The 26,107-nt window shown below is 61.3% G+C and carries 23 protein-coding genes and 1 pseudogene; 14 read left to right on the top strand and 10 right to left on the bottom strand.

Translation table 11 applies throughout. The features are described from left to right. Positions 1–31 precede the first annotated feature (31 nt). The 3 genes from HU806_RS00215 to HU806_RS00205 form a co-directional block, all read right to left on the bottom strand. Positions 32–415 carry a nuclear transport factor 2 family protein gene (locus HU806_RS00215; protein ID WP_186608880.1) on the bottom strand — a complete coding sequence of 128 codons (384 nt, stop codon included), beginning with the start codon at positions 413–415 and terminating at the stop codon, positions 32–34. Positions 416–674: 259 nt separating this feature from the next. Continuing rightward, a complete protein-coding gene (locus HU806_RS00210) occupies positions 675–1,982 on the bottom strand; it encodes a C4-dicarboxylate transporter DctA (RefSeq protein WP_186608878.1) in 1,308 nt (435 codons plus the stop codon). Positions 1,983–2,084: 102 nt separating this feature from the next. Further along, the gene (locus HU806_RS00205; protein ID WP_186608873.1) at positions 2,085–3,254 is read right to left on the bottom strand and encodes a mandelate racemase/muconate lactonizing enzyme family protein; all 1,170 of its coding nucleotides are present in this window, start codon (positions 3,252–3,254) and stop codon (positions 2,085–2,087) included. A 99-nt stretch (positions 3,255–3,353) separates the two neighbouring features. Between HU806_RS00205 and HU806_RS00200 the strand changes: the two genes are divergently transcribed. After that, positions 3,354–4,229 carry a LysR family transcriptional regulator gene (locus tag HU806_RS00200; protein ID WP_186608872.1) on the top strand — a complete coding sequence of 292 codons (876 nt, stop codon included), beginning with the start codon at positions 3,354–3,356 and terminating at the stop codon, positions 4,227–4,229. A gap of 9 nt (positions 4,230–4,238) precedes the next feature. On the opposite strand, the gene HU806_RS00195 is transcribed toward HU806_RS00200, so the two are convergent. The 3 genes from HU806_RS00195 to HU806_RS00185 all read right to left on the bottom strand — a co-directional run bounded on the left by HU806_RS00195 (position 4,239) and on the right by HU806_RS00185 (position 7,056). Further along, positions 4,239–5,165: a sugar ABC transporter substrate-binding protein gene (locus tag HU806_RS00195; protein WP_186608871.1), complete on the bottom strand. Its 927-nt coding sequence runs from the start codon at positions 5,163–5,165 to the stop codon at positions 4,239–4,241. An 80-nt stretch (positions 5,166–5,245) separates the two neighbouring features. Next, the gene (locus tag HU806_RS00190; RefSeq protein ID WP_186608869.1) at positions 5,246–6,037 is read right to left on the bottom strand and encodes a TIM barrel protein; all 792 of its coding nucleotides are present in this window, start codon (positions 6,035–6,037) and stop codon (positions 5,246–5,248) included. Beyond that, positions 6,034–7,056: a Gfo/Idh/MocA family oxidoreductase gene (locus HU806_RS00185; protein WP_186608867.1), complete on the bottom strand. Its 1,023-nt coding sequence runs from the start codon at positions 7,054–7,056 to the stop codon at positions 6,034–6,036. The genes HU806_RS00190 and HU806_RS00185 overlap by 4 nt, the downstream gene beginning before the upstream one ends. A 195-nt stretch (positions 7,057–7,251) precedes the next feature. Here HU806_RS00185 and HU806_RS00180 point away from each other — a divergent pair. Then, positions 7,252–9,244, top strand: a pseudogene (locus HU806_RS00180) (sigma-54 interaction domain-containing protein). 51 nt (positions 9,245–9,295) lie between these two features. On the opposite strand, the gene HU806_RS00175 reads toward HU806_RS00180, so the two are convergent. Next, the gene (locus HU806_RS00175) at positions 9,296–10,192 is read right to left on the bottom strand and encodes an alpha/beta fold hydrolase (RefSeq protein WP_186608865.1); all 897 of its coding nucleotides are present in this window, start codon (positions 10,190–10,192) and stop codon (positions 9,296–9,298) included. A 319-nt stretch (positions 10,193–10,511) separates the two neighbouring features. Here HU806_RS00175 and HU806_RS00170 point away from each other — a divergent pair, with 319 nt between their 5' ends. Then, positions 10,512–12,689 (top strand): PQQ-dependent dehydrogenase, methanol/ethanol family, encoded by a 2,178-nt coding sequence (locus HU806_RS00170; protein WP_186608863.1) that lies wholly within the window; start codon positions 10,512–10,514, stop codon positions 12,687–12,689. A gap of 65 nt (positions 12,690–12,754) precedes the next feature. Next, positions 12,755–14,191 carry an aldehyde dehydrogenase gene (gene aldA, locus HU806_RS00165; protein WP_186608861.1) on the top strand — a complete coding sequence of 479 codons (1,437 nt, stop codon included), beginning with the start codon at positions 12,755–12,757 and terminating at the stop codon, positions 14,189–14,191. A gap of 225 nt (positions 14,192–14,416) precedes the next feature. Here the strand turns inward: aldA and HU806_RS00160 are convergent, their stop codons facing one another. Both HU806_RS00160 and HU806_RS00155 read right to left on the bottom strand, forming a co-directional pair. Then, positions 14,417–16,360: a sigma-54-dependent Fis family transcriptional regulator gene (locus HU806_RS00160; protein WP_186608859.1), complete on the bottom strand. Its 1,944-nt coding sequence runs from the start codon at positions 16,358–16,360 to the stop codon at positions 14,417–14,419. A 200-nt stretch (positions 16,361–16,560) separates the two neighbouring features. Beyond that, positions 16,561–17,463: a LysR substrate-binding domain-containing protein gene (locus HU806_RS00155; RefSeq protein WP_186608858.1), complete on the bottom strand. Its 903-nt coding sequence runs from the start codon at positions 17,461–17,463 to the stop codon at positions 16,561–16,563. A 241-nt stretch (positions 17,464–17,704) separates the two neighbouring features. Here HU806_RS00155 and HU806_RS00150 point away from each other — a divergent pair, with 241 nt between their 5' ends. From HU806_RS00150 to HU806_RS26635, 6 genes are read left to right on the top strand one after another with little or no spacing between them, the layout of a single operon-like run. Beyond that, on the top strand, positions 17,705–18,550 hold the full coding sequence (locus tag HU806_RS00150) for a transporter substrate-binding domain-containing protein (protein WP_186608857.1): 846 nt from the start codon (positions 17,705–17,707) through the stop codon (positions 18,548–18,550). Between the two features lie 13 nt (positions 18,551–18,563). Further along, complete coding sequence (locus HU806_RS00145) at positions 18,564–19,226, top strand: amino acid ABC transporter permease (RefSeq protein WP_186608855.1); 663 nt, start codon at positions 18,564–18,566, stop codon at positions 19,224–19,226. Positions 19,227–19,233: 7 nt separating this feature from the next. Next, entirely contained in the window at positions 19,234–19,953 is a 720-nt protein-coding gene (locus tag HU806_RS00140; protein ID WP_186608853.1) for an amino acid ABC transporter permease, read from the top strand. Next, positions 19,923–21,425: an argininosuccinate lyase gene (gene argH / locus HU806_RS00135; protein WP_186608851.1), complete on the top strand. Its 1,503-nt coding sequence runs from the start codon at positions 19,923–19,925 to the stop codon at positions 21,423–21,425. Before HU806_RS00140 ends, argH begins: the two co-directional genes overlap by 31 nt. Beyond that, positions 21,422–22,162, top strand: coding sequence for an amino acid ABC transporter ATP-binding protein (locus tag HU806_RS00130; RefSeq protein WP_273018380.1), 741 nt, complete (start codon positions 21,422–21,424; stop codon positions 22,160–22,162). The genes argH and HU806_RS00130 overlap by 4 nt, the downstream gene beginning before the upstream one ends. Positions 22,163–22,168: 6 nt before the next feature. Continuing rightward, positions 22,169–22,297: a hypothetical protein gene (locus tag HU806_RS26635; protein ID WP_273018379.1), complete on the top strand. Its 129-nt coding sequence runs from the start codon at positions 22,169–22,171 to the stop codon at positions 22,295–22,297. Here the strand turns inward: HU806_RS26635 and HU806_RS00125 are convergent. Further along, positions 22,279–22,671 (bottom strand): ester cyclase, encoded by a 393-nt coding sequence (locus HU806_RS00125; RefSeq protein WP_186608848.1) that lies wholly within the window; start codon positions 22,669–22,671, stop codon positions 22,279–22,281. The two genes, HU806_RS26635 and HU806_RS00125, sit on opposite strands and share 19 nt — an antisense overlap. Before the next feature lie 399 nt (positions 22,672–23,070). Here HU806_RS00125 and HU806_RS00120 point away from each other — a divergent pair, with 399 nt between their 5' ends. From HU806_RS00120 to HU806_RS00105, 4 genes are all read left to right on the top strand, one after another. Next, positions 23,071–24,072, top strand: coding sequence for a substrate-binding domain-containing protein (locus tag HU806_RS00120; protein ID WP_189672337.1), 1,002 nt, complete (start codon positions 23,071–23,073; stop codon positions 24,070–24,072). A 165-nt stretch (positions 24,073–24,237) separates the two neighbouring features. After that, the gene (locus HU806_RS00115) at positions 24,238–24,663 is read left to right on the top strand and encodes a YciI family protein (protein WP_186608847.1); all 426 of its coding nucleotides are present in this window, start codon (positions 24,238–24,240) and stop codon (positions 24,661–24,663) included. A gap of 23 nt (positions 24,664–24,686) precedes the next feature. Beyond that, a complete protein-coding gene (locus tag HU806_RS00110) occupies positions 24,687–25,094 on the top strand; it encodes a VOC family protein (RefSeq protein ID WP_186608845.1) in 408 nt (135 codons plus the stop codon). Positions 25,095–25,185: 91 nt separating this feature from the next. Then, positions 25,186–26,106 carry a LysR substrate-binding domain-containing protein gene (locus HU806_RS00105; protein WP_186609592.1) on the top strand — a complete coding sequence of 307 codons (921 nt, stop codon included), beginning with the start codon at positions 25,186–25,188 and terminating at the stop codon, positions 26,104–26,106. The last annotated feature ends 1 nt before the right edge of the window (position 26,107 follow it).

Here is a 26,107-nt window from a genome sequence, read left to right as displayed (position 1 = left end):
CGTCAACGCGTCGCTGTGAAAGCGGCGTGGCTCAAGGGGCTACGTGGGTGTGGTAGATCTTGCTGACGACCGTCCACTTGCCTTCCACCTTCAGCAGGTTGAAGAAGTCGGTGAAGCAGAACCCGGAGATGTCGTTGGTATCGACGCGCGCGCTGGCGGCGGTGCCGACGATGTCGACGTTGACGATGGCGCCCAGGGCCTCAGGGGACGGACGGAACGCGCTGTCGATGATGTCGAACAGGCCTTGAATCGGGCCGCCGGTCAGTTTGCTCTCGGCGTCTACGCCAAAGATCGTCGCCTGCTCGTTGAAGGCAGGTTTCATGATGCTGCTTTTTGCCTGTTTGCCACCTTCGTTGTACTGGTTCAGCACGGCGACAATTGCGTTGTAGTCCTGGACGTAGGTCGGGTTGCTCATGGTGCGGCTCCTGTTGAGAATGGGGAAATGGCTTTGCCCCATGACGGGTAGCGGGTCGTAAAACCTGCATATCGTTATGTAGTAATCACTACATAACGCACATTCTATAGTGGTCACTACAGTTTGTGTCAACCTCTCGCGGAGCTGAAGGCAAATGCAGGTGACGGCGGTCCCTGCGGTCCAGCCTTGAACGAAACCTGAAACCCCCACCGGTCATCGCCGTGTTTGAAACGCGATGACCGGAGTGTCGTCGCGCTGGTTACTTCTGCGCCATCAATGCCTTTCGTGCCGCCTTGTCGTGTTTCATGGCAGCGATTTCACGCTCGCAGGCCTCGACGTCAAAAGAGTTGTCCCACTTGGCAATGGCGATGGTGCCGATGCCGTTACCGATCAAGTTGGTTACGGCTCGCGCTTCGTTCAGGAACCGGTCGATGCCCAGCAGCAGAACCAGGCCTACCAGAGGGATTGAGTGAATGGTTGTGAGCGTCGCAGCGAGCGTTACGAAACCCGCACCTGCAACGCCAGCCGAGCCTTTTGAGGTCAGCAGGAACACGCCCAGCAGGATCATCTGATCCACAAAGGTCAGCGGTGTATTGGTCGCCTGGGCGATAAAGATGGCGGCCATCGTCAGATAGATGCAGGTGCCGTCCGCATTGAAGGTGTACCCGGTGGGTAACACCATGCCCACCACGGATTTTTTGCAGCCGAGTTTTTCAAGCTTGACCATCATTCTCGGCAGCACGGCTTCGGTGGAGCAAGTGCCAAGGGTGATGAGAATTTCATCCTTGAAATAACGAAGAAATTGCATCAGCGGCATGCCCGACCATCGAGCAACCGTGCCCAGCACGACGACGATGAAAAACAAGGTGGTGATGTAGAGCGCGACCAGCAACTGACCGAGCGACAGCAAGGTCCCAATCCCGTATTTGCCGATGGTGAAAGCCATGCCGGCACCGGCACCAATCGGCGCCAGGCGCATGACCATTGCAACGATCTTGAACAGACCTTGCAGGAACAGATCGATGGTGTTGATCAGCGGCTTGCTGGTTTCGCCCATTTGAACCAGGGCAACCCCCATCAACACCGACAGCAGGATGACCTGAAGCATGACGCCATTGGAGAATGCGCCGACGAAGGTCTGCGGGATGATGTTGAGGAAGAACTCAACGGTGCCGCCTTGCTCACTCGCGACCTGGCTGTATTTGCTGATGGCGCTGCCATCCAGCGCGCCAGCATTGATGTTCATACCCACGCCAGGCTTCACGACATTGACCACGATAAGGCCGATGACCAGGGCGATGGTCGAAAGGATCTCGAAATAGATCAGCGCCTTTACGCCAATCCGTCCGACTTCCTTGATGCTGCCCATCTTCGCGATACCGACAACCACCGTGCCGAAAATAATCGGCGCCAACAGCATCTTGATCAGTTTGATGAAGCCGTCGGCGAAGGGCTGGAGCTTGGCGCCGATATTGGGCATGAAGTAACCGATTGCTGCACCGATCACGATACCGATCAGCACTTGCACATATAGCTGGCTGTACCAGCGGGACTGGGAGATTTTCACGCAAGCACCTCATTTTATTTTTGTGATGGGCATGTGGTTTGGCGTTGGTGGGTGGCGCCTGATGCTGCGGCCTCTTTAAAAGAGGCCGCAGATCAAGAGTGATCAGCCCTCGCCCAACTCGCGCATTACCGCGTACAAAGCGGACTTGGCTTCGAAGCCGACACCTGGAATATCCGGCAGGCCGACGTAGCCATTTTCGACGCGAATACCGTCAGCAAAGCCGCCAAAAGGCTGGAACACGTCGGGATACGATTCGTTGCCGCCCAAGTGCAGGCCCGCGGCGATGTTCAGGGACATCTGGTGACCACCGTGAGGCACGACGCGGCGCGACGACCAACCCATTTCCTCCATCACTTTAAGGGTGCGCATGTACTCCACGAGTCCGTAAGACAGCGCGCAGTCGAACTGGAGATAATCGCGATCAGGGCGCATGCCGCCGTGGCGCAGCAGGTTGCGGGCGTCCTGGTGGGAGAACAGGTTTTCCCCGGTGGCCATGGGCAATTCATAGTGATTGGCGAGCTCGGCCTGGAGCGCATAGTCCAGCGGATCACCCACTTCTTCGTACCAGAAGAGGTTGTATTTCTTGATGGCTTCGGCGTAAGCAATACCGGTTTCGAGATCGAAGCGACCGTTGGCATCGACCGCCAGTCGACGACCGTCTCCGACCACTTCGAGTACCGCTTCGATGCGCCGGATATCTTCATCCAGCGGCACCGCACCGATCTTCATCTTGACCACGTCGTAGCCACGATCCAGGTAGCTCTGCATTTCTGCCTTGAGCTTGGTCTGATCCTTGCCAGGGTAGTAGTAGCCGCCCGCCGCGTAGACCCAGACCTTGTCGTCTGCCTCGCCGTTACGGTAACGGTCCGCCAACAGGCGATAGAGCGGTTTGCCTTCGATCTTGGCGACCGCATCCCACACAGCCATGTCGATGGTGCCCACTGCGACCGAGCGCTCGCCATGACCGCCTGGCTTTTCGTTGGTCATCAGGGTTTTCCAGATGGCGAACGGATCCAGGTTGTTATTTTCGTGGTCGACCAGCGTATCCGGGTCAGCTTCGGTGATACGCGCCAGGAAGCGGTCACGCATCAGCGCGCCTTGACCGTAGCGGCCGTTGGAATTGAAGCCGTAGCCGATGACCGGCTTGCCGTCGCGAATCACATCCGTGACGACAGCGACAACCGAGCAGGTCATTTTCGAAAAATCGATATAGGCGTTGGCAATGGGCGAGGCGATGGAAACGGTTTTTTCACGAATGTCTACGATACGCATGGTGGGCTCCTCTTGTTATTTGCAGCCCCACGTTATGCGTTGAGATGTCACCCGCCCAATGCTATTAATGCCGCACCCTATGCACAGGAGGCATGGCCCTTGGAACTGGTTTGGCTTGAAGACTTTTCAGCGCTTGCGGAGTACGGCAGCTTTGTTCGGGCGGCTGAGGCGCGGCATGTTACCCAGCCGGCATTCAGTCGCAGAGTGCGCTCGCTGGAGAGTTGGATGGGCGTGCAATTGTTCGTCCGTACGCCTCAAGGCGCGATGCTGACTGACGCAGGGCGGCAAATTCTGCCCAGTGCCCAGGAGGCGGCCAGGCGCTTGTACAGAATCCGCAGCGAGGCTCAAGAGATCGCCGGAATGACCGCCAGGTCGCTGCAATTCGCGGCCACCCATTCGTTGTCGTTTACGTTTTTTCCCAAGTGGCTTCGAAGCTCGGAGAACGGTGCGCCCATTGAGGCTGTGCAGCTGCATTCAGACAGCATGGCCGTCTGCGAGCAGATGCTGATCCATGGCCAGGTGCAGTTTCTGCTCTGCCATCGCCATCCCGACGTTCCGCCTCTGCTGGCCCCTGATCAGTTCGTCGGCAAGAAGGTCGGTGAAGACGTGCTTATCCCGCTAGCGAGTGCGTCCGCCCAATTCGGCACCTCGCCCGCGGCATTGCCCTACCTGGCCTACACCCACGAGTCCGGACTGGGACGTATCGTCGCCCATAGGCTGCGAGGCAAAGAAGATTACCTTCACCTCAAGCCCCTTTTCAGCAGCCACCTGGCAGCGGTGCTGATGTCTATGGCCCTGGAAAGCAAAGGGGTGGCTTGGCTGCCCAAGAGCCTCACCGAACAAGAAATGCTCGATGGGCGCTTGGTCAGGGCGCTCGACGAAAGTTGGGATATACCGCTGGAAATTCATCTGACCCGTCCAACGGCACCGCTCAGTCAATCGGCCGAAGCATTCTGGACCCGGGTGGGTACTTGAGCTTTTTGGTTATTTGTAATGTTGTTCAAACACCGCCAATTGCTCAGGCTTGATCAACTGGAAGGGCACCCAGACGTCCGTTTCCACCGGTTCGCCCTTGATCATCTTGAGTGCTGATTGCACCGCGCTGGTCGCCTGGGCCTTGGGATCCTGGAAGACCGAGGCGACCAGCATCCCACGCTTGATCGCCGCCAGGCCGTCCGGCAAGCCGTCGATGCCGACAATCGCGACCTCGCCCTTGGCTTTGCCAGCCTGCTGCAAGGCCATGGCCGCACCAATGGCCATTTCGTCGTTGTTGGCGACGATTGCATCGAAGCGACTGCCCGCCAATAGCCAGTTACTGGTCAAGTCCATGCCTTTGTTACGTTGCCATTCGGCGCTTTGCTGCTCGACGATCTTGATGCCGGGATAATCCTTGAGCACCTGTTTGACCCCTTCGGTACGGTCGTGGGTGGCGTTTTGCGCCAGGTCACCCATGATGATTGCGAGGTTGCCCTTGCCGCCGAGCCTTTCGGCCAAGTAGCGCATTTGCAACTGCCCGGCCTCAATGTCATTGGAGGCCACGGTGACGACGCCTTTGGGCAAGGTGCGCTCGTCCGGGTGACGGTTGACGTAGACCAGAGGCGTCTTCGCTTCGACCGCGGCGCGGGTGATGTTGGCCGTGGCGGAGGTGTCCACCGGCAGGACAATAACGGCGTCGACTTTTTGATTGATAAAACCCTGGACCTGGTTGAGCTGTCGCACCACGTCGCCCTGGGCGTCCTCGAATTGGATCTGCACGTTTTCCTTTTTCGCAGCCTCATCCAGGCCGTTACGCACGTAGGTCATGAAGTTGTCGTCGACCCTGGCGATGCTGACGCCGATGCGATAGTCGGCGGCGGCCCATTGGCTGAAGAGCGATAGCAGGGTGGCGAAAAGCAGTGTGCAACGACGCATGATGGTTTTCCTTTTGTTGTTATGAGTTGAAACGTCATCAAGAGAAGAAATTGCCGTTTGTGCTGATTACATTGCGGGCCTCATCCATCCAGTGTGAAGGCCTGCCTGAAGCGCTCAAGCGCGACCTCGCTGTCACCGCTGGCCCAGCCTTCAAGGCCGACGACACCGCTGTATCCCATGCCAAACAAGGTCCTGGCAATGGCCGGGTAATGGATTTCGCCGGTGCCGGGCTCCATGCGACCCGGGACGTCGGCGACCTGGATTTCGCCGATGGCGCTGCCGGCACGCTGGATCAGTTCGATCAGGTTTCCTTCGCCGATCTGTGCGTGATAGAGGTCCAGGTTCATCTTCAGGTGCGGGCTGCCCACAGCCTCGATCAGCGCCAGGGTCTCGTCAGCGCGGGCGAACGGTGTGCCGGGGTGGTCGACTTCGGTGTTGAGGTTTTCCAGCAGGAATACCCGACCCGCGTCTTCGCCCAGGCGGGCGATTTTTTCCAGCGTCTTGCAGGCACTCAACCACATGCGACCAGTGGTCTGGATCACGGGTTTGACCGGCAGGCCTTGACCATCCAGGCCGGTACCATGCAGGTTCAGGCTTGGGCAACCCAATTGAGTGGCGACGGCCAAGGATTCCCTGGCGCTGTCGAGCAGTTGCCGGATGCCCTCGGGATCGATCGGGTTGCCCGCGATGTAGCCGGTCATGGAGGTGAAATCCGCGCCGGTCGCCACCAGGGCCTGGATGTCTTTGTTCGTCCAGTTCCATATCTCGACGCTGAAGCCCAGGCTGTGGATGCGCTTGACCCGCTCGACGAAGGGCAGGTCGAGGAAGACCATCTCGGCGCTGATCGCCAGCTTGAACGGTGTGAAACTCATGAGAGCGCTCCTTGCACACGCACCGTCTTGCCCTGTTGGAAGGACTCGATACAGGCGCGGGCAATGGCCAGCGCCGCCCGGGCATCCTCACCACTGGCCAGCGGTTTATCGCCGCTGCGCACACAGCTGACGAAGTGGTTGAGCTCGGCCACATAGGCATCCCGCAGCAAGTCGGTGTCCATGCGCTGGGTGTCGGCCTGGACGCCATTGGCCAGGTACCGCAGCAGGTCGGAGTCGTTGACGTTGCCCATGGTCAGCATGCCGGCGCTGCCGAACACTTCGCCACGAACATCGTAGCCATACACGGCCTGGAAGTTGGCCTCGGCCGTGGCGATGGCGCCATTGTCGAAACGGATCGTGACCACCGCGGTGTCGAGAAAACCTTTGTCCTTGTAGGCGGGGGCGATCAGCGCATCGGCCATCACAAAGACTTCAACCGCCTCGGCGCCCGGATTCAGGTAGCGCAGGGTGTCGAAATCGTGGATCAGGGTTTCCAGGAAGATCACCCATTGCGGTGACGCGGCCGGGTTGTTCAGCGCCGGGTCGCGGGTCAGCGAGCGCAGCAATTGTGGCGTACCGATCCGGCCGGCCACGACGTCCAGATGAGCGGTGCGAAAGCTTTTGGCGAAGCGCCGGTTGAAGCCGACTTGCAGCGTCACCCGCGCATCGGCAGCGGCGGCGATGGCGCGGTCCGCTTCGTCCAGGGTGATGGCCATCGGTTTTTCACAGAACACACTTTTGCCGGCCCGGGCCGCACTGATCACCAATTCAGCGTGGCTGCGCGCCGGAGCGGCAATCAGCACGGCGTCGATGTCCGGGTCATCAAGCAGTTGCTGTGGATCGGTATAGATCTTCTGCACACCCAACTCTGCCGCCAGGCGCGCGGCTTGGCCGGAGGTAGGGTCGGCGATGGCGGCGAGGCACGCGCCGGGAATGTGCCGGGCGGCGGTCAAACCGTGGAAACTGCCCATGCGGCCGGCACCGATGAGGCCCAGGCGAAGTGTGTTGGATGTACTCATGAACTTGACTCCCTTTATTGTTTTTACGACTCGGCGGTATGAATGTCCTCGTCTGTCCAGGCAAGGAGCAAGTGCTGTGCCAATAGTTAAATCGTTGAAATAAAAGGGGATTTTCGGTGGTTGTACTGGAGTCGATGTTCATTTCCATGACATGTCTATACTGACATGTCGAAAATATGGACATTGAGCCGGACAATGAACGAGCAGCCCGCAGCGTTGACCGACGAAGACCGCGATTACCTCACCGCGCTTGGCCCAGCGTCCTTGAACGAAGGGCCAGGTACTGCGCTGGATGAGGCCTGGCGCGCGTGCCTGGAGGGTGAGACTCATCGGCCCAGCGGGATCAGGCGAGTGGTTTGGGAGTCCTGGTTGCGCAGCCTCGGTGCCGGCCTGGATCCGGAAGACGGCGAGTATCGTTTTGTCGCGCCCGCCGCCCTGACCGCGACACTGGCCGCTGATCGCCGCGGCGGCGCAAGTCATGCGTGGCTTGCTCGCCTACAACCCCAGGGGCCATATCAACCTGACCGATGCCGAAGGCACCACCTTGTACTTCTGTGGCCTGGACCTGACTCCCATAGGCAGTCGACTGTTGGAATCAGTGCAGGGCACCAATTGCACCGGGCTGGCGATCGTCGAAGACCGTTTGGTCTACGTGCTGGCCGAGGAAAACTTCGGGCTTGGCCTGCGTCAGCGCCGCATGCATTGCGCCGCTGCGCCCATCCGCGATGCCCAGGGCCGGACGCTGGGTATGTTGACGTTGACGGCGGAGCCAGGCTGGTTTCATTTCCATACGCTGGGCACCGTCCAGGCCGCGGCCGAGGCGGTCTCCAGGCAAATGGCGCTGCAAGCCTTGCTGGAAGAACAGCAAACAGTGCTCGAGGTACTAAACGAGGGCTTGGTGGTTTTGGATGAGCAAGGCCGCATCAAGGCGCTCAATCATTACGCCCGACAGCTGTTTCGCGTGGGCCGTGACCTGCTCGGCAGCCCGTTCGAGAGTCTGGGAAAGAGTGAATTGACCGATGCAGTCCTGCTCGCAAGCGGGGACACAGTGCGAGACTTGGATTGCACCTTTGAACTGCACGACCGCAGCCATCTGTCCTGCCTGGTATCGGTCTGCCCGCTGGAGCAAGGCGGGCGGATCGTTTCGTTGCGTGAGAATCGACGCATTCGGGAGATCACCCGGCGGATCATCGGCACCCAGGCCAGCTACACCTTCGAAACCATCCTCGGCCGTTCCCAGGCAATCCAAGATGCGATGCACCTGGCGCGGATTGCCAGCCGCAGTGATTCGACCACGCTGATCCTCGGCGAGAGCGGCACGGGCAAGGAACTGTTCGCCCAGGCCATCCATAATGCCAGCGACCGTCGTGGCGGTCCTTTCGTCGCGGTGAACTGCGGCGCTATTCCCCGTGACCTGGTGCAGAGCGAACTGTTCGGGCATGTCGAAGGTGCGTTCACCGGATCGGCTCGCGGTGGGTCGGCGGGCAAATTCGAATTGGCCGATGGCGGGACGATCTTCCTCGACGAAATCGGCGACATGTCTTTTGATGCACAGGTCAGCTTGCTGCGTGTCCTGCAGGAAGGCGAGGTGACACGGGTGGGGGCGAAAAAATCGCTGCGGGTCAACGTGCGCATCATCGCCGCCACCCACCGCAACCTCAGCCAAGCGGTGGCCGAGGGCGCTTTTCGCGAGGACCTTTACTACCGCCTCAACGTACTGAACCTGACGGTGCCGCCACTGCGGATGCGCCGCGACGATGTGCCGTTGCTGGCGCGGCATTTTCTTGCCCGTTGTGCCCGGTCGCTACGCAAGTCGATGCAGGACCTCTCTGCGGAAACGCTGGAGATGCTCAGCAGCTATCACTGGCCGGGCAATGTCCGTGAGCTGGAAAACGTCATTGAGCGGGCGACCAACCTGGCGATGGGCGAACTGATCCTGCCGGGCGACCTTACGCAGGAGATCAGGCAGCAGGGGCGGCCACCGACGGCGCGGGACAGCGCCCTTGAGCCTCGGGCGGCTGCGGACCTCGGGACCCATGAAATGAACGCAATCATCGCCGCTCTGAAGGACACCCGCGGGAACATCCGCCTGGCGGCTCAACGGTTGAACGTGTCACGTGGCGGGCTGTACAACAAAATGAGTCGATTCGGATTGAACGTTGATGCGTTCCGTTCAAAGTCAGACTGAACGTCATCCAGATTGCTCGATTCCTCGCGCAACCCGTTTGACCGCAGGAACTTACCTGACGCCTAGGACCGATGGGAGCAGGAATTCAAGCGCCTCGTCAATTAACCGCTCTGGCACCTGCTCTGCAATGTAATGCCCTGACGGCAACGCTTTTCCTCGCACGTCAGTTGCCACTTTTTGCCATTCGCCGAGCGGATCGAAGCAATGGCCCACGGCGCCGTCAGCCCCCCATAACGCAAGCAATGGCGTTGAGAGTTTCTTCCCGGCTTGCAGATCGCTCTTGTCATGCTCCAAATCGATACTGGCACTGGCTCGGTAATCTTCACACACACCATGGGCGGCACCAGGAAGTGCCAGGCATCGCCGGTATTCAGCGAACGCCGAGTCGGTAAAAGGCGCCATGCCAGCGCTGCGAGCGCCCATGACGCTGCGCAGATACAGCTCTGGATCAGCCTCGATGAGCGTCTCGGGGAAGGGCGCGGGGCGAATCAGGAAAAACCAGTGCCAATAGGCTCGGGCGAAAGCTTCGTTGGTCTGTTCATACATCGCCAGCGTTGGAGCGATATCCAGGGTGACCAACCGCTTCACTGCGTCTGGATGGTCCATCGCCATGCGAAACGCCACCCGTGCACCTCTGTCGTGAGCCATTACGTCGAACTTTACGAATCCCAGTTCGCGCATGAGACCCAACCCGTCCAGGGCCATCTGCCGCTTGGAGTAGGTGAAGTGCTCGGCGTCGCTTGCCGGTTTGTCGCTATCGCCATAGCCACGAAGATCCGCCGCGACCACGGTGAAATATTTCGCCAGGGGCTCGGCGACCTTGTGCCACATGACGTGAGTCTGCGGGTGCCCGTGAAGCAGTAGCAAGCCATGGCCGCTTCCACCTTTGCGGTAGTTGACGGTAATACCGTTGACTTGGCATCGGCCCGATTCAAATGAGGCAAACATCGCTTGGCGCTCCTTCTGATTGTTGCGCCTATTTTAGAGCGAGCGATCCTTCCTGCCAGGGCGCTGCGTGTGAGCGCTTTCTTCACGAATCGTGTGCAACCGCCCTGACGTCGGTGAACCGCGCGGCGGATGTGTCAGGCGTGGCACAGCTGTCGCGGCAAATGCGACAACTGTCGCATGTCGATACAAGTCGTAACCTGGCTTGAAAGCCCCGTAAAACGGGACCTGCAACGATTTTTCAAACGGTGGCATGGGGGTTGCTCCTCTTCTGGTGCGCAGCGCAATGGCTTCGCTACTAATAAGAATCAGGAGTTCCCCCATGACACAGATTGGCCTCGCCGTGCCTACTGCTTCTCGGAGCGCGCCCCTTCGTGTTCCGCTCAAGACGCTATTTGTCGTGCTGGCGCTGACGCTCAATGCCACGCCGGGCTCGGCCCAGGACATGCCGGCGAATGTCGACGGCAAGCGCATCATCGCCGCCGATCAGGAACCCGGTAACTGGATGAGCACCGGCCGCACCTACGACGAGCAGCGCTACAGCCCATTGAAGAAAATCAGCGACCAGAACGTCGGCCAGCTGGGGCTCGCCTGGAGCTACAAGCTGGACCTGGATCGCGGCGTCGAGGCCACGCCTATCGTGGTCGACGGCGTGATGTACACCACCGGTCCGTTCTCCGTGGTCTACGCCCTGGACGCACGCGACGGCAAGTTGATCTGGAAGTACGACCCCAAGTCCGACCGCAACCGCGCCGGCGAGGCGTGCTGTGATGCGGTCAACCGCGGCGTCGCGGTGTGGAAGGGCAAGGTCTACGTGGGTGTGCTCGATGGTCGCCTGGAGGCCATCGATGCGAAGACCGGCCAGCGCGCCTGGTCGGTGGACACCCGGGCCGATCACACGCGCAGCTACACCATCACCGGTGCCCCTCGCGTGGTCAACGGCAAAGTGGTGATCGGCAACGGCGGTGCCGAGTTCGGCGTACGCGGTTATGTCACCGCCTACGACGCCGAAACCGGCAAGCAGGCCTGGCGTTTCTTCACGGTGCCGGGTGACCCCAAGTTGCCGCCGGAAGACAAGGCCATGGCCATCGCCGCCAAGACCTGGCACGGCGATGCCTACGTTGCCCAAGGCGGTGGCGGCACGGCCTGGGACTCCTTCGCGTTCGATCCGGATTTGAACCTGCTGTACATCGGCGTGGGCAATGGCTCGTTGTGGGACCCGAAATGGCGCAGCCAGGCCAAGGGCGACAACCTGTTCCTGTCCTCGATAGTCGCCGTCAACGCCGACACGGGCGAGTACGCCTGGCATTACCAGACCACGCCGGGAGACGCCTGGGACTACACCGCCACCCAGCACATGATCCTTGCGCAACTGCCGATTAACGGCAAGCCGCGCAAAGTCCTGATGCAGGCGCCGAAAAACGGTTTCTTCTACGTGATCGACCGCGCCACGGGTGAGCTGCTGTCGGCCAAGGGCATCGTGCCGCAAAGCTGGACCAAGGGCATGGACATGAAGACCGGGCGGCCCATCGTCGATGACGAGAACGCCGCGTACTGGAAGGACGGCAAGCGCAAGTTGGTCACGCCCGCGTTCTGGGGCGCCCACGACTGGCAGCCGATGTCCTACAACCCGAACACCGGCCTGGTGTACATCCCGGCGCACATCATGTCCGCCTATTACGAACACATCCCCGAGGCGCCCAAGCGCAACCCGTTCAAGAGCATGTACCAACTGGGCCTGCGCACCGGGATGATGCCCGAGGACGCCGATGGGTTGCTGGAAATGGCCAAGGGCTGGTCGGGCAAACTCATCGCCTGGGACCCGGTCAAGCAGCAACCGGCCTGGGAAGTGCCCTACGTGACGATCTTCAACGGCGGCACCTTGAGCACCGCCGGCAACCTGGTGTTCGAGGGCAGCGCCGATGGCCGGGTGATCGCCTATGCCGCCGACACCGGCAAGAAACTCTGGGAGCAGCCAGCGGCCAGTGGCGTCATGGCCGCGCCGATGACCTACAGCGTGGACGGTGAGCAATACGTCACCTTCATGGCCGGTTGGGGTGGTGCCTTCTCGACGTTCGCGGGCGCCTTGTCCTTGCGTGCCGGGGTCCGGCCATTTTCCCAGGTGTTGACCTACAAACTGGGCGGCACCACCAAGCTCAACGAGCCAGCACCGCTTGCCGACACCCCGCAACCGCCGCCATTGACCGGTGACACCGCCGCGGTGGACGCCGGCGGCAAACTTTATGACGGCTATTGCTCGCAGTGCCACGGCATCCATGCGATCAGCGGCGGCGTGCTGCCGGACCTGCGCAAGCTGACGCCGGAAAAACACCAGATGTTCCTCGGCATTCTATTCGGTGGCCGAGTGCCCGACGGCATGCCGTCCTTTGCCGACGCCTTCACGCCGGTACAGGTGGAGCAGATCCATCAATACCTGATCAAGCGCGCCCACGACCTGCAGCAGGAAGGCGGCGTCTGGAAAACCTTTAGCGCCAAATGAACGCCCGCGATGCGGGGGCGGGGCGCCTCTGCGTCGTTTTCGACACTGTCCGCGAGAGCAAGCACATGACCGAAATCATCGATTACCAGAACTTCATCGCCAACGCCTTCGTTCCCGGCGACCCCAGCATCGAAGTGCGCAACCCGGCCAATGACCGACTGTTGGCGCGGGTGCCCGACGCCAGTGGCGAGCACGTTGAAGCGGCTATTGCCGCGGCGCGCAAGGCGCAGAAAAGCTGGGCGGCCCGACCGGCCATCGAACGCGCCGGCTACCTGCGCAAGATCGCCAGCAAAGTGCGCGACAACGCCGAACGACTCGCCCACATCATCACCGCCGAGCAAGGCAAAGTGCTGGGGCTGGCGCGGGTGGAGGTCAACTTCACCGCCGATTACCTGGACTACATGGCCGAATGGGCACGGCGTCTCGAAGGTGAGGTGCTGACCAGCGACCGCGTCGGCGAAAGTATCTTCCTGCTGCGCAAACCCCTGGGTGTGGTGGCCGGTATCTTGCCGTGGAACTTTCCATTCTTCCTGATCGCTCGCAAAATGGCGCCGGCCTTGGTGACCGGCAACACCATCGTGATCAAGCCCAGTGAAGAAACCCCGATCAATTGCTTCGAGTTCGCCCGCCTGGTGGCCGAGACCGACCTGCCGGCCGGGGTGTTCAACGTGGTCAGCGGCACGGGGGCGACAGTGGGGCACCAGCTGACCAGCCACGCCGGCATCGATCTGATCAGCTTCACCGGCAGCGTCGGCACGGGCTCGCGGATCATGGCCGCGGCGGCGCCGAACATCACCAAGCTCAATCTGGAACTGGGCGGCAAGGCGCCGGCGATCGTGCTGGCGGACGCCGACCTGGCGCTGGCGGTCAAGGCCGTCACCGCGTCGCGGGTGATCAACACTGGGCAAGTCTGCAATTGCGCCGAGCGGGTGTACGTCGAACGCAAGGTCGCCGATCAGTTCATCGAGCAGATTGCCGCGTCGATGGCCGCGACCCGGTACGGCGACCCGCTGGCCGAAGACGATCTGGACATGGGGCCGCTGATCAATCAGGCCGCGCTGGACAAGGTCGCGCAGATGGTCAAGACCGCCACGGGGCAGGGCGCCGAAGTGGTGACTGGCGGCGCCGTGGCCGATAAGGGCCAGGGTTTCCATTACCAGCCAACCGTTCTGGCCGGCTGTGGCAGCGACATGGCGATCATGCGCCAGGAAATCTTCGGCCCGGTGTTGCCGATCCAGATCGTCGACGACCTGGACGAAGCCATCACCCTGGCCAACGACAGCGAATACGGCCTGACTTCATCGATCTACACCCGCAGCCTGAGCGCGGCCATGCGTGCCAGTCATGAACTGGATTTCGGCGAAACCTATATCAATCGCGAGAACTTCGAAGCGATGCAGGGCTTCCATGCGGGGGCGCGCAAGTCCGGCATTGGCGGCGCGGACGGTAAGCACGGCTTGTATGAATACACCCACACCCATGTGGTTTACATTCAAGTCTGATCATCACCTGTGCTTGGAAAAATGCCGGCTCCCCGCCTGATGCTGTCCGAGGGAAAACGGCCATCCCGTGGCGAGGGAGCTTGCTCCCGCTGGGTTGCGAAGCGACCCCAAACCTGGCGAAACGCGGAGCATCAGATGCACCGCAGCCGCTGGTTTACGACTGCTTCGCAGCCGAGCGGGAGCAAGCTCCCTCGCCACGGGGCTGTCGAAAGCCTTCGAGTAGCATCAGGGCTGATCGTTGGGCGCGATGACGCCGTGCTTTTTCATCTTGCGGTACAGCGTCGAGCGCGAGATGCCCAGGTCCGTCGCGGCGGCGCTGATGTTCCAGCGATGCCGGCGCAGCGTGCCCAGCAAGTGGCGGGACTCTTCGCCGCCCATTTGTTCTTCCAGATTGCCGGCCTGCGGCTTAGCGCCGGTAGGCAGTGGCAGCCTCTGCGGCGCGAGCAATTCGCAGGGCAGGCAGTCCAGATCGATCACGCCGTCTTCGGCCAGGGCCACCGCGTAGCGCAGGCTGTTGAGCAGCTGGCGAATGTTGCCGGGCCATGGGTAAGCGAACAGGCATCGGCGGGCATCGGCATCCAGCCGCAACCCGCGGGCGTCGGTCTGGGCTGCGAGCAGCGTGTCGATCAGCTCGGCTCGGTCACTGCGCTCGCGCAAGGCCGGCAGCGCGAGGTTCATGCCGGCGAGGCGATAAAACAAGTCTTCGCGAAAGCGCTTCTCGCCGATCATGCCGTGCAGATCCTGATGGGTGGCCGAGATCACTTGGACATCCAGCGTCACCGGCGCCTCGGCCCCCAGTGGCGAGATTTCTCGTTCTGCCAGCACGCGTAGCAAGCGGGTTTGCAGGTGGGCGGGCATGTCGCCGATCTCATCGAGAAAGAGGGTGCCGCCGTTTGCCAGCTCCAGCTTGCCTTTCATGCCCTTTCGGTTGGCGCCCGTGAAGCTGCCGGCGCGATAGCCGAACAATTCGCTCTCGATCAACGTCTCCGGGATAGCCGCGCAGTTCAACGCAACGAAAGGCCCGGCGCGACGACTGCTGGCATGGTGAATGGCACGGGCAAAGGCCTCCTTGCCGGTGCCGGTCTCGCCGGTGATCAGGATCGCAATGCCCTTGTCGATCACCTTGCGCACGCGCCGCACGTTCTGTTGCAGCCGGGCATCGCTACCGGCGAGTTGTTGCAGGTCCGGGTGGGCCTGAAGGGCGGGGCGGGCGACGGGCAACGGGCGGTGCTGTTCGGAGGGGATACGCAGGCCGACGTCCAGCAGGGCCTCATCACGCAGGCCACGCAAGCGCACTCCCTGGGCGCCGCCCTTGGTGAGCTGGAGCAGTTCGTCCACCGTGGTTGGGAGCAGGCTGTCGATGCGAGCACCGAGCAGTCTGTGATTGTCGGCCAGATCCAAGGCGACAAACGCGGCACGGTTGGCCCCGATGATGCGACCGCTTTCATCCAAAGCGAGCAGTTGCTCGTTGGCCAGGTCGGCGATTTCATCGATGGGTTTGAGGGACAGGGTCAGGCGGTCGCGGTAGCTCTGGCGAAAGTGTGCGTTCTCGATCAGGCGTGCGTACATGATCACCAATTGTAGCGTGAGGTACTGGCTTTCCCGAGGACCCTCGTTGTTCATGCAGGTCGCATTCAGGCAACCGCGCAACAACCCTTGAGCGTCGAAGATCGGCGCCACCGAGCAGCTCAGGCGGAAGTTGGACGCCAGAAAGTGCTCTTCCCGGTGAATGATCAGCGGTTGCGCCGCCGCCAGGGTCGTGCCGATGCCGTTGGTGCCGACCTCCGACTCGTCCCACCGCGCGCCCACCACCAGCCCGGATCGGGTGTAGGCATCGTGCTGGCTGGGCAGCCGGGAATCGAGGGTGATGCCGTGTTCGTCGCTCAGCAGCACGGCAAAGCCGGCGGGCACCACGCGCCGGGCCAGGCCGTTCACACCCTGGCTGGCGATGGAAAGATATTGCTGATGCTGTTCCTGGTGACGACGGATGTCCTCGGCGCCAAGAATATTCTTGCGGCTCGCCGCGCCCGGATCCAGCCGGTGCTGCACGACGCTGCGGTACCAGGACTGTGCAATGACCCCATCGGGCCTGAGGCCGCGCCCGGAAAAATGGTCGTTGACGAACGCCGCGAGTTCGCTGGGGATCGTCTGCGTGTCATGCAGGGTCATGAAAGGCTCCATCAGCGGTGAAGCCAAGAGGCTTCATTGGGATCTTGTTATTAGCTATCTACCATAGACGCTGAAGCGTGAATTTTCAGCCTCCCACGCCACCGGCTCGGTGATTCCTCGATGAGGCTCAGGCTCGCCAGGTCGCTGTGGATGATCAGCAGTTGCACGCACAGCGGGGTGCCGCGAAACACCCTCATTGCTCACTGCCAGTCTTTCGCGACGTCGGTGAGCATTTCATGAATCAATTGCCCGAACCGTTGGGTGAGCAGGCTTTGCGGCCGGTCTGCCGGCAGCAGCAGGTAGGTCGAGAAGCGTATCTGCGGGCGGAACGGGCGGGTTTCGATGCCGGTGTGCAGGTACTCCAGCGCCACGATCGGGCTGACGATACTCACGCCCAAGCCCAGTCCCACCAGTGAGCAAGCGGTGGCTGCATAAGGCGTTTCCAGGCTCAGCTTGCGGTGGCTCCGGTCCTCGGGAAACGCCCGGTCGACCCTGGCGCGAGAGCCGTCATTTTGCGACAGCGAAATGAACTCCTCACCTTTGAGATCCTCCGGCCCGATGCACGTCAGCGCGCCGAGTCGGTGGCCCTTGGGAAACACGCAAACCCCTGGCACGTCGCAAATCAACTGGGTCGTCACCCCCGGCATGTCCTCGCCGACGTACGACGCCAGCCCCAAGTCGCAGAACTGCGAGGCCGTCCAATGACCGACCATCGGCGAGTCGTTGGTGTGCAGCGATATAGCGACGTCGGGGTTCTCCTGGCGAAAGCGCTGGATCACCCGTGGCAGGACCGTCAGCGACAGTGAAGGAACCGCGGCGATGCGCAAGCGACCCGTGCCGGCGCGCCGGATGTTCTGTGCCGACTTTTCAAGGCTGTGCAGGCCGATGAACGCTCGTTCGACATCGGCGAACAGCGCGGCCCCCTCATCAGTCGGCAGCAAGCGTCCGGCGACCCGTTCGAACAGCTTGAAACCGGCGTTGCGCTCCAGCTGGGCGATCAATCGGCTGATGTTCGGCTGAGAGGTATGCAGGGACTCGGCTGCGGCGGTCATCGAGCCACTCAACATGACCGCGCGAAAGGCTTCGACTTGTTTGAAGTTCATGGCGTCCCATATCAATTCGGTATGAATGACTGATGAATTGTCATTTGTTTGCATGAGCCACAGGCTTTATAAATTCATTACATCGACGTGAACGCCAGGGCGGGAACGGCGATGCGGTTCGAGCATACGGCAGTCATAAGCATAAAAAAACGCCGCTCTTTATCTCATTTCTGCCCTTGTATTTCATGGTGTCGTCCAGCCTCTGCGCCGTTCGATACCGATATGTAAACCAGGAGGCATCATGTCGTTTTCGTTCAAGATTCTTGGCAGTGCGCTGACGTTTTCGTGCCTGGCGCTGGGTGGTCTGGCCCAGGTCCACGCGGCCGAGCTGCCTGCGGTTCCCGATGAGATCAAAGAGGCCGGCCAGCTGCGTGCCGGCGTGCGCTGCGATCAACCACCCTACGGCTTCCAGGACGGCAGCGGCCAGTTCGCCGGCGTCGAAGTGGAGATGGCTCGGCAGATCGCATTATGGTCGCTGGGTTCGAAAGACAAAGTGTCGTTCACCTGTGTCACGGCGGAAAACCGCGTTCCGCAATTGCTTGGGCGCAAAGTCGATTTCCTGATCGCGACCCTCGGCGTCACCCCTGAACGCCTGCGGGTGATCGACTTCAGCACGCCGTATCGGTGGGGCGCCAGCGATGTGGTGGTGAAAAAGGACAGCCCGATCAGGAAGATCTCCGACCTCAAGGGCAAGACCCTGGCCACCCTCAAGGGCTCGGTGCAGGCCAAGTGGTTCGAGGACCATATGCCCGAGGTCAAGACCTTGCGCATGAACAGCGCCGCCGATGCGCTGCAGACCTTCCGCCAGGGCCGTGCCGATGCCTACACCCACGATGCCGCGACGCTCGTGGTGGTGGCCGACAACGACAAGGACGCGCGGCTGCTCAACGAGCCGTTCCAGATCTCCGATGCCGCCATCGGCGTGCGCAAGAACGACGAGGCCTGGCGCGATTACCTCAGCGCCGCCGTCGCGCGCATGCACGAGGAAAAGCTGTTCCGTGGCTGGATCCAGCAGTTCGTGCCGCAGGGTATCCAGGGCTACTACATAAGCGTCTTCGAGCAGCCCAAGCCTGCCGAAGCCCTTTGAGCGGACGTCAGCCATGGATTTCGATTTCAACTACCTGCTGGCCCAGTGGCCGGCGCTGCTTGACGGCGTGCAGATGACGTTGCGGGTGTCGATGCTCGCCATCGCTTGCTCGTTGCTCATCGGTGTACTGGGCGGCGCGTCGCGGGTGATGAAGGTGCCGGTGCTGGCGCAGATCGTGGCGTTGTATGTGGAGCTGATCCGCAATACGCCGATCCTGGTGCAACTGTTCTTCATTTTCTACGGGCTGCCGGCCATTGGCATGGGCCTGTCGCTGTTCTGGTCGGGGGTGTTGTGCCTGTCGCTCTGGGCCGGGGCCTATCAGATCGAGAATGTGCGGGGCGGGCTGGCAACCGTGGAGCAGGGCATGCGTGAAGCCAGCGTTGCCCTGAGCCTCAAGCCGGCGCATTACTTCTGCCTGGTGGCCTTGCCCATCGCCTTTCGGACCAGTCTGCCGGCGATGTTGAACACCGCCATTTCACTCCTGAAGAACTCCTCCTACCTGCAGGCCATCGGCCTCGCCGAACTGACGTTTGTCGCGGTGGATCGCATCGCCACGGATTTTCGTGCGATCGAAATGTTCAGCGCCATCTGCGTGATCTACCTGGCGCTGGTGGGGATCCTGGCACTGTTGACGGGACGGCTCTCGGCCCGCTTGCAACGACCTTTCCAACACTGAGGCCGGCATGAATTTCTTGATCGAAAACTGGGCCTTCGTTTGCAAGGGCCTGTGGATGACCGTGCGCCTGGCGCTGGTGGTGTTGCTGTTCACCACGCTGATTTCCATTGTTCTCGGCGTGTTGGCGACCCTCAAGAGCCGGCTGTTGCGATGGACGATCCACGCTTACGTCGAGCTGTTTCGCTCGATCCCGCTGATCGTCAATGTGTTCTTCATCTTTTTTGGCGCGCCGATGCTGGGCCTGGACCTGAGCCCGTTCGCCGCGGTGACCACCGGCCTGACTCTGTGGGGCAGCGCCAATGGCATAGAGATCGTGCGCGGTGGCCTGGAGTCGGTGGCTCGCCATCAATGGAAAAGCGCCTGGGCGCTGGGCCTGCGGCCCTGGCAAATCTACTTGCACGTGATCGCGCCACAGTCGATGCGCGCCATTCTGCCGGCGTACACCGGTCTGCTGACCATGCTGGTACAAGCCACGTCCCTGGGCGCGCTAGTGGGTGTCGGCGAGTTTCTCAAAGTCGGCCAGATCATCATCGAGCGCGACACCGTCATGACCGGCGTCAGCCCCGCGTTCACGGTCTACGGCCTGGTGCTGCTGGTGTATTTCGTCATCTGTTCACTGCTGAGCTGGCTCAGCCGTTATCTCGAACGTCGGCTGGGTCGCCCAGTGACGCGTGCCACTCCTAAAGAGGTTTCAACATGCAAGCATCCAAAGTCAGCCGGCGCCTGAAGGAAGCCACCGCGCCGGAAGTCAACGAGTACATCTACCGGCCGCGCCTGCAGGGCTTCGCCGAGGGGTTCGACCTGCTGGGCAACATCAACAAGGCCCATATCGTGATGCTTGCCGAGCAGGGTCTGATCCGGGACGAGCATGCCGCCGTGTTGGCCAGGAGCGTTCTCGAAATGGAGGCGGCCGGACCTGGCGAGGTGACGCTCGACCCGTCCCGTGAGGATGCCTACTTCAACTACGAGGCGCACCTGATCGGGCGGATCGGCACCGACATCGGCGGTCGCCTGCACACGGGCCGCAGCCGCAACGACATCCTCGCCACGCTTGACCGGCTGCGCTGCCGTGAAGTGCTGATGGACTTGATCGATGCCTTGCTGGAAGTCCGGCAGACCGCCGTCAACAATGCCGAAGTGTTCGCCGATGTGGTGATGCCGGGCTATACCCACCTGCAACCGGCGCAACCGATTACCTACGGCTATTACCTGTCGGCGGTGGAGCAGGCGTTGAACCGCGATTGCAAGCGCCTTGTCCAGACCCTTGAATCGATGAACCAGAGCCCGCTGGGCGCGGCGGCCTTCGCCGGGACCCCGTTCAACATTGACCGGGGGCGTACCGCCGAACTGTTGGGTTTCGACGGTTACCTGGACAATGCCCTGGACGCCGTCGGCTCGCGGGATTTCATTCTCGAAAGCCTGTCGCACCTGAGCCTGCTGGCGGTGTTCTGGAGCCGCGTGGCGCAGGACTATTTTGTCTGGAGTACCCACGAATTCAGCTTGATCGATTTCCCCGACAGCGTGGCTGCGACGTCGAGCATCATGCCGCAGAAGAAAAACCCTACGGTGTTGGAATACCTCAAGGGCCGCAGCGGGCATATCGTCGGCCTGCTGATGGGGGCGAGCATCAGCATCAAGGGCAGCAACTTCTCTCACACCGGCGACGGCAACCGCGAGGGCACCCGTGGCTTTTGGGAGGCCGCCGAAGAAAGCCTGCGCTGCTTGAAACTGCTGGATCTGGTGTTGCGCACCGCAACGCCGAACATCGAGCTGGCCGTGCGTCGGGCCGGCGAGGACTTCTCCACCGCCACCGGCCTGGCCGACCTGATCGTGCAGGAGGCCGACCTGTCGTTCCGTGAGGCCCATCATGTGGTGGGCGCGGTGGTGCGCAGGGCCATGGATGCAGGCCTGTTGGCGCACCAGATCGACACCGCCATGGTTGACGCCTGCGCCTTGGAGCAACTGGGGTATGCGCTGAACTTGCCAGCGCAGAAAGTGCGCGATTGCCTCGACCCGACCGCCAACGTACAGGCACGGATTTCCGCGGGCGGCCCATCGATGGCATCACTCAAGCCGAGCCTGCTTCGCGCTAACGCCCGCATCGCCACGGAGCGTCACGCCAACCAGGCCCGGCGTGATCGCCTGGCGGCGGCCCATGAACGTTTGCAAGCGGCGACCCGGGCGCAGGCGGGGTTATGAAAACGATGCTGACGGTACGCGGGCTGCACAAGCGGTTCGGTGAGCACGAGGTGGTCAAGGGCGTTGACCTGGACGTAGCTGAAGGCGAAGTGGTGGTGATCATTGGCCCCAGCGGCTCAGGAAAATCCACGTTCATTCGTTGCCTCAACAGCCTCGAAGCGCCCTCGGCAGGCACCGTGGTCATTGGCAACGGCGAGTCGATCAAGGCCGGTGACCGCAAGGCGCTGGCGAAGCTGCGGGAGGAGGTGGGCATGGTGTTCCAGGACTACACCCTGTTCCCGCATATGTCGGTGATGGCGAACATGATCCTCGCGCCGGTCAAGCTCAAGCGAGCATCGAAGGCCCAGGCTCAAAGCGATGCGCTGGCGCTGTTGGACCGCGTCGGGCTACGGCATAAAGCTGAAGGATATCCGTCCGAGCTTTCGGGCGGCCAGCAGCAGCGGGTAGCGATTGTCCGCGCCCTGGCCATGAAGCCCAAGCTGCTGCTGTTCGATGAACCCACCTCGGCGCTGGACCCGGAAACCGTGGGCGACGTGCTGAACGTGATGAAGGGGCTCGCTGCGCAAGGCATGACCATGATCGTCGTGACCCATGAAATGGGTTTTGCCCGGGAAGTCGCGGACCGGGTGGTGTTCTTCGACGGTGGGCGGATTGTCGAGATGGGGCCGCCCGCGCAGATATTTACCGCACCCAAGGAAGCGCGGACGCGGCAGTTCCTGCAAGCGGTCGTTCACTAGAACACCATGATCGGCCTGGCCGAAGACGGTATGACCATGCTCTGCGTGACCTACGAAATGGGCTTCGCTCGCACCGTGGCCAACCGCGTGATCTTCATGGACAAGGGTGAAATCCTCTACGTTGATGGAAGCTGAGCTTCGATCGCTAGCTTGTCGATAATCGACCAGACCTCGCGGATCCTGCCGTCCTCGAATGCGTAGAAGACGTTTTCCGTGAAGGCGATCCGTGCGCCGTTGACCGCAAGCCCCAGGAACTCCCCGGCTGGCGTGCAATTGAACATGAGGCGAGCCGCCAGCTTGGGCGGGTCGACCACCAGGAATTCAATTTCAAAGCGCAAGTCGGGAATGTTCCGATAGTCCGCTTCCAGCATGCTTCGATAGCCATGCAACCCTAATCGTCTCGCGTTGTGGACCACCTCCGGGTGCACAAAAAAGCCCAGGTTCTTCCAATCCTGTGCATTCAGGCAGGCGATGTAGTCGGTATAGATATCTGCAAGATTCGAGGTCATCGGGGACTGATTCTCCGCTACGTGTCTGTTCCAGGAGCATAGTCATGCGGCAGCTTCGGGCTGCTCTTCGCGAGGACTGGGGTTGGAAGAATGTTACAACTTACTATTTCCCTTCCAGGTCGATGACAGCAGAACCGACTATCCTTCCGGACATTGAACCTGCACGCTGCCCCTTAATAAGTTGCCCCCTCAATAAAAAGAGACGCCATGACACATCAAGATCGCGCCATCGGCTCCAGACCTGGCATCACACGCGGCGATCGAACCTGTTTGATCAGGTCCCGGTTGCTTTGGATGGCTTCAATGACGGTTCTCTGTCTATTCACGGCAACGCCCGGCTACGGCCAGGACCTGCCGACCGCAACGGATGCCACGGTGACGGTGACTCAAGCACAGGACATGGTGGCCAAGGCCACCCTCGGCGCCGTTCCCTGGAGCGGTCCTGAAACCGGCCCGCGTGCCCAGCGCGGCAAGAGCATCGCCATCGTCGCGGAAGATATGCGCAACGGCGGTATCGTCGGCGTCGCCCAGGGCGCTCGCGAGGCCGCCAAGGCGATGGGCTGGACGCTGCGGGTTTTCGATGGCGCTGGAACGCCGGCCGGGCGCGCCAAGGCCTTTGCCGATGCCCTGGCGGCGAACCCTGATGGGCTCATCCTGTGCGGCGCCGATGCCCTCGAAAACAAGGCGGCGCTGGGCGTCTTCGCCGACAAGGGCGTGCCGGTGGTGGGTTGGCACGCCGGGGAGCGCCCCGGGCCGATTGACGGTACGCCGATGGCCATGAACGTCACGACCGACCCGCTCGAAGTGGCTCGCATCACGGCCATGGCGGCGGTGGCGCAGTCAAACGGCAAGGCCGGCGTGGTCATCCTGACCGATTCCAGGTACAGCATCGCCATGGCGAAAGCCAAGGCGATGGAAAAGGTCATTCGGGCCTGTCGGGAATGCACGTTGCTGGAGGTGCGCGATGTCGCGATTTCCGAGAGCCGCGAGAAGATGCCGGCGATCACCAAGGAACTGCTCCAGCGCCATGGCAAGCGCTGGACCCACGCGCTGGCCATCAACGATATCTATTTCGATTACTCGGTTGCCGCCTTGAGCAGCGCCGCGATACCCCGGGACGGTATCAGCCTGCTGTCCGCTGGTGACGGCAGCGCGTCGGCGTTCCTGCGCATACAGGAAAAAAACTACCAGACGGTCACCGTGGCCGAACCGCTCAACCTGCATGGCTGGCAGGTGATCGATGAATTGAACCGATTGATGGCAGGCCAGCCGGTAAGCGGCTTTGTCGCACCGGTTCACTTGGTCAATGCCGACAATATCGCGCTCGACGGCGGGACGAAGCTCCTGTATGACCCGGCCAATGGTTATCGAGACATCTATCGATTCCAATGGAATCGCTGAGACCTGGACGCTGCTGACGGAAGAGGAGACTGGCCGTCTCCTTTGCCGTCAACGACCTGTCGAAAATAATTTCACCCACCTGTCGATTCCGGCCGTTGCCATTCGATTAGTCCGTAGAGCCGCCACACGGGCGGCTTGATCCATCCATTCTCAGGAGATTCGAGCATGCGATTTATGGTGATCGTCAAGGCCAGTCCGGAATCCGAAGCTGGAGAAATGCCCAGCGAAGAACTGCTGGCGGCCATGGGCGCCTACAACGAAGAACTGGTCAAGGCCGGGGTGATGCTTGCCGGCGAAGGCCTGCATCCCAGCGCCGAAGGCGTGCGTGTGCAGTTTTCCGGCAAGGACCGGGCGGTGATCGATGGGCCCTTTGCTGAAACCAAGGAACTGATCGCCGGCTTCTGGATCTTCAAGGTCCAGTCATTGCAGGAGGCCATCGACTGGGTCAAGCGCTGCCCCAATCCAATGGTCAGCGACAGTGAAATCGAAATCCGCCAGATTTTCGAACTCGAAGAGTTCGGCGAGACCTTTACCCCCGAGTTGCGCGAGCAGGAAGAACGCTTGCGGGCGCAGATATCCGGTCAATCATGAAATCGGAAACAGGAGATCCCACCATGAGAATCATCCCTTACCTGACCTTCAACGGCCAATGCAAGGAAGCCTTTGCGTTGTACAAGGAGGTGCTTGGCGGCGAGTTGTTTTCCATGTCCTTTGCCGAGGCGCCGGAAGATGTCGGCATGCCCAAGGACGCAAACCTCATCATGCACACTTGCCTGACCGTGGGCCATTTCAGCCTGATGGCCTCCGACTGCCCGCCGGGCCAGCCGTATGGCAAACCGCAAGGCGTGTCGGTTTCCCTCAATGTCGACAGCGCTGAGGAGGCCGAGCGGCTGTTCAATGGCTTGAGTGCGGGTGGCAGTGTGCAGATGCCCTTGGCGAAGACGTTCTGGGCGGAGCGCTTTGCCATGTTCGAAGACCGTTTCGGGATTGCCTGGATGGTCAATTACGAGGGGAAGCAATAAACAGGAATCCTGCGTCGGGCTGTGCAATAGCCATGTTTCCCATTACGCTGAAAACCCCGTACCCGGTAAAGCACCCAACAGCGTGAAGAAAATCATTCGAGTCGATGACCTCCAGGTGTTCGTGACCACGACGGACGCCGGGAGCTTTTCGGCAGCGGCGCGGTTGTTGGACATCTCTCCGGCGTTGGCCAGCGTCGCGGTGCAGCGGCTGGAGGCGAGCCTGGGGGTGAGGTTGTTCGTGCGCTCTACGCGGCGGCTGCGTTTGTCGGACGACGGTGTGCGTTACCTGGCCCATGCCCGGCAAGCGCTGGAAGCGCTGGGGAATGGCGAGCTGGCCCTGGCACAGGGACGCGACGAAATTGCCGGGACGCTACGGCTGTCGATGCCTTCGGATATCGGGCGCAACCTGTTGCTGCCGTGGCTGGATGAATTCCAACAATTGCATCCCAATGTGCTCTTGCAGTTGCGTGTCAGCGACCAGGTGGCAGATTTGTTCACCGAGCACCTGGACGCGAGCATTCGCTATGGCCAACTGGCCGACTCGAGTCTCGTGTCCCTGGCGCTGGCGCCTTCCAACCGCAGGACTGTGTGCGCATCCCCCGGCTACATTGCACGCCATGGCCTGCCGAAGACGCCCGCGGAGTTAAGCCGGCACAATTGCCTTCGTTACGTGATGGGTGAACAGACTTTCGAGCGCTGGAGTTTCCAGACGCCCGAAGGGCTGGAAACGGTCCAGGTCATGGGTGATCGCACCAGCGACGATGCCGATATCGTCAGGCGTTGGGCGGTATCGGGGCTGGGGGTCGTCTACAAGTCCAAGCTCGATGTCATGGACGATATTCGCGGCGGCCGCCTGGTGGAAGTTTTCCCGCCGGACTACGGCCAGCCGGCGCCGCTCCAACTGGTCTGCGCTCATCGAACCTCGCTGACGCCTGCGGTCCAGGTGTTGAGGTCTTTCCTGGCCGCGCGCTTGGAGCGTTATATCAACGTTGGCAGCCCGCTCCTGACTTAGA

The organism is Pseudomonas sp. SWRI154 (assembly GCF_014268645.1).
In the GTDB taxonomy this organism is placed as follows: Bacteria; Pseudomonadota; Gammaproteobacteria; order Pseudomonadales; family Pseudomonadaceae; genus Aquipseudomonas; species Aquipseudomonas marvdashtae.
The sequence above is the reverse complement of the archived record's forward strand: the minus strand, read 5'-3'. Positions and strand labels throughout refer to the sequence as shown.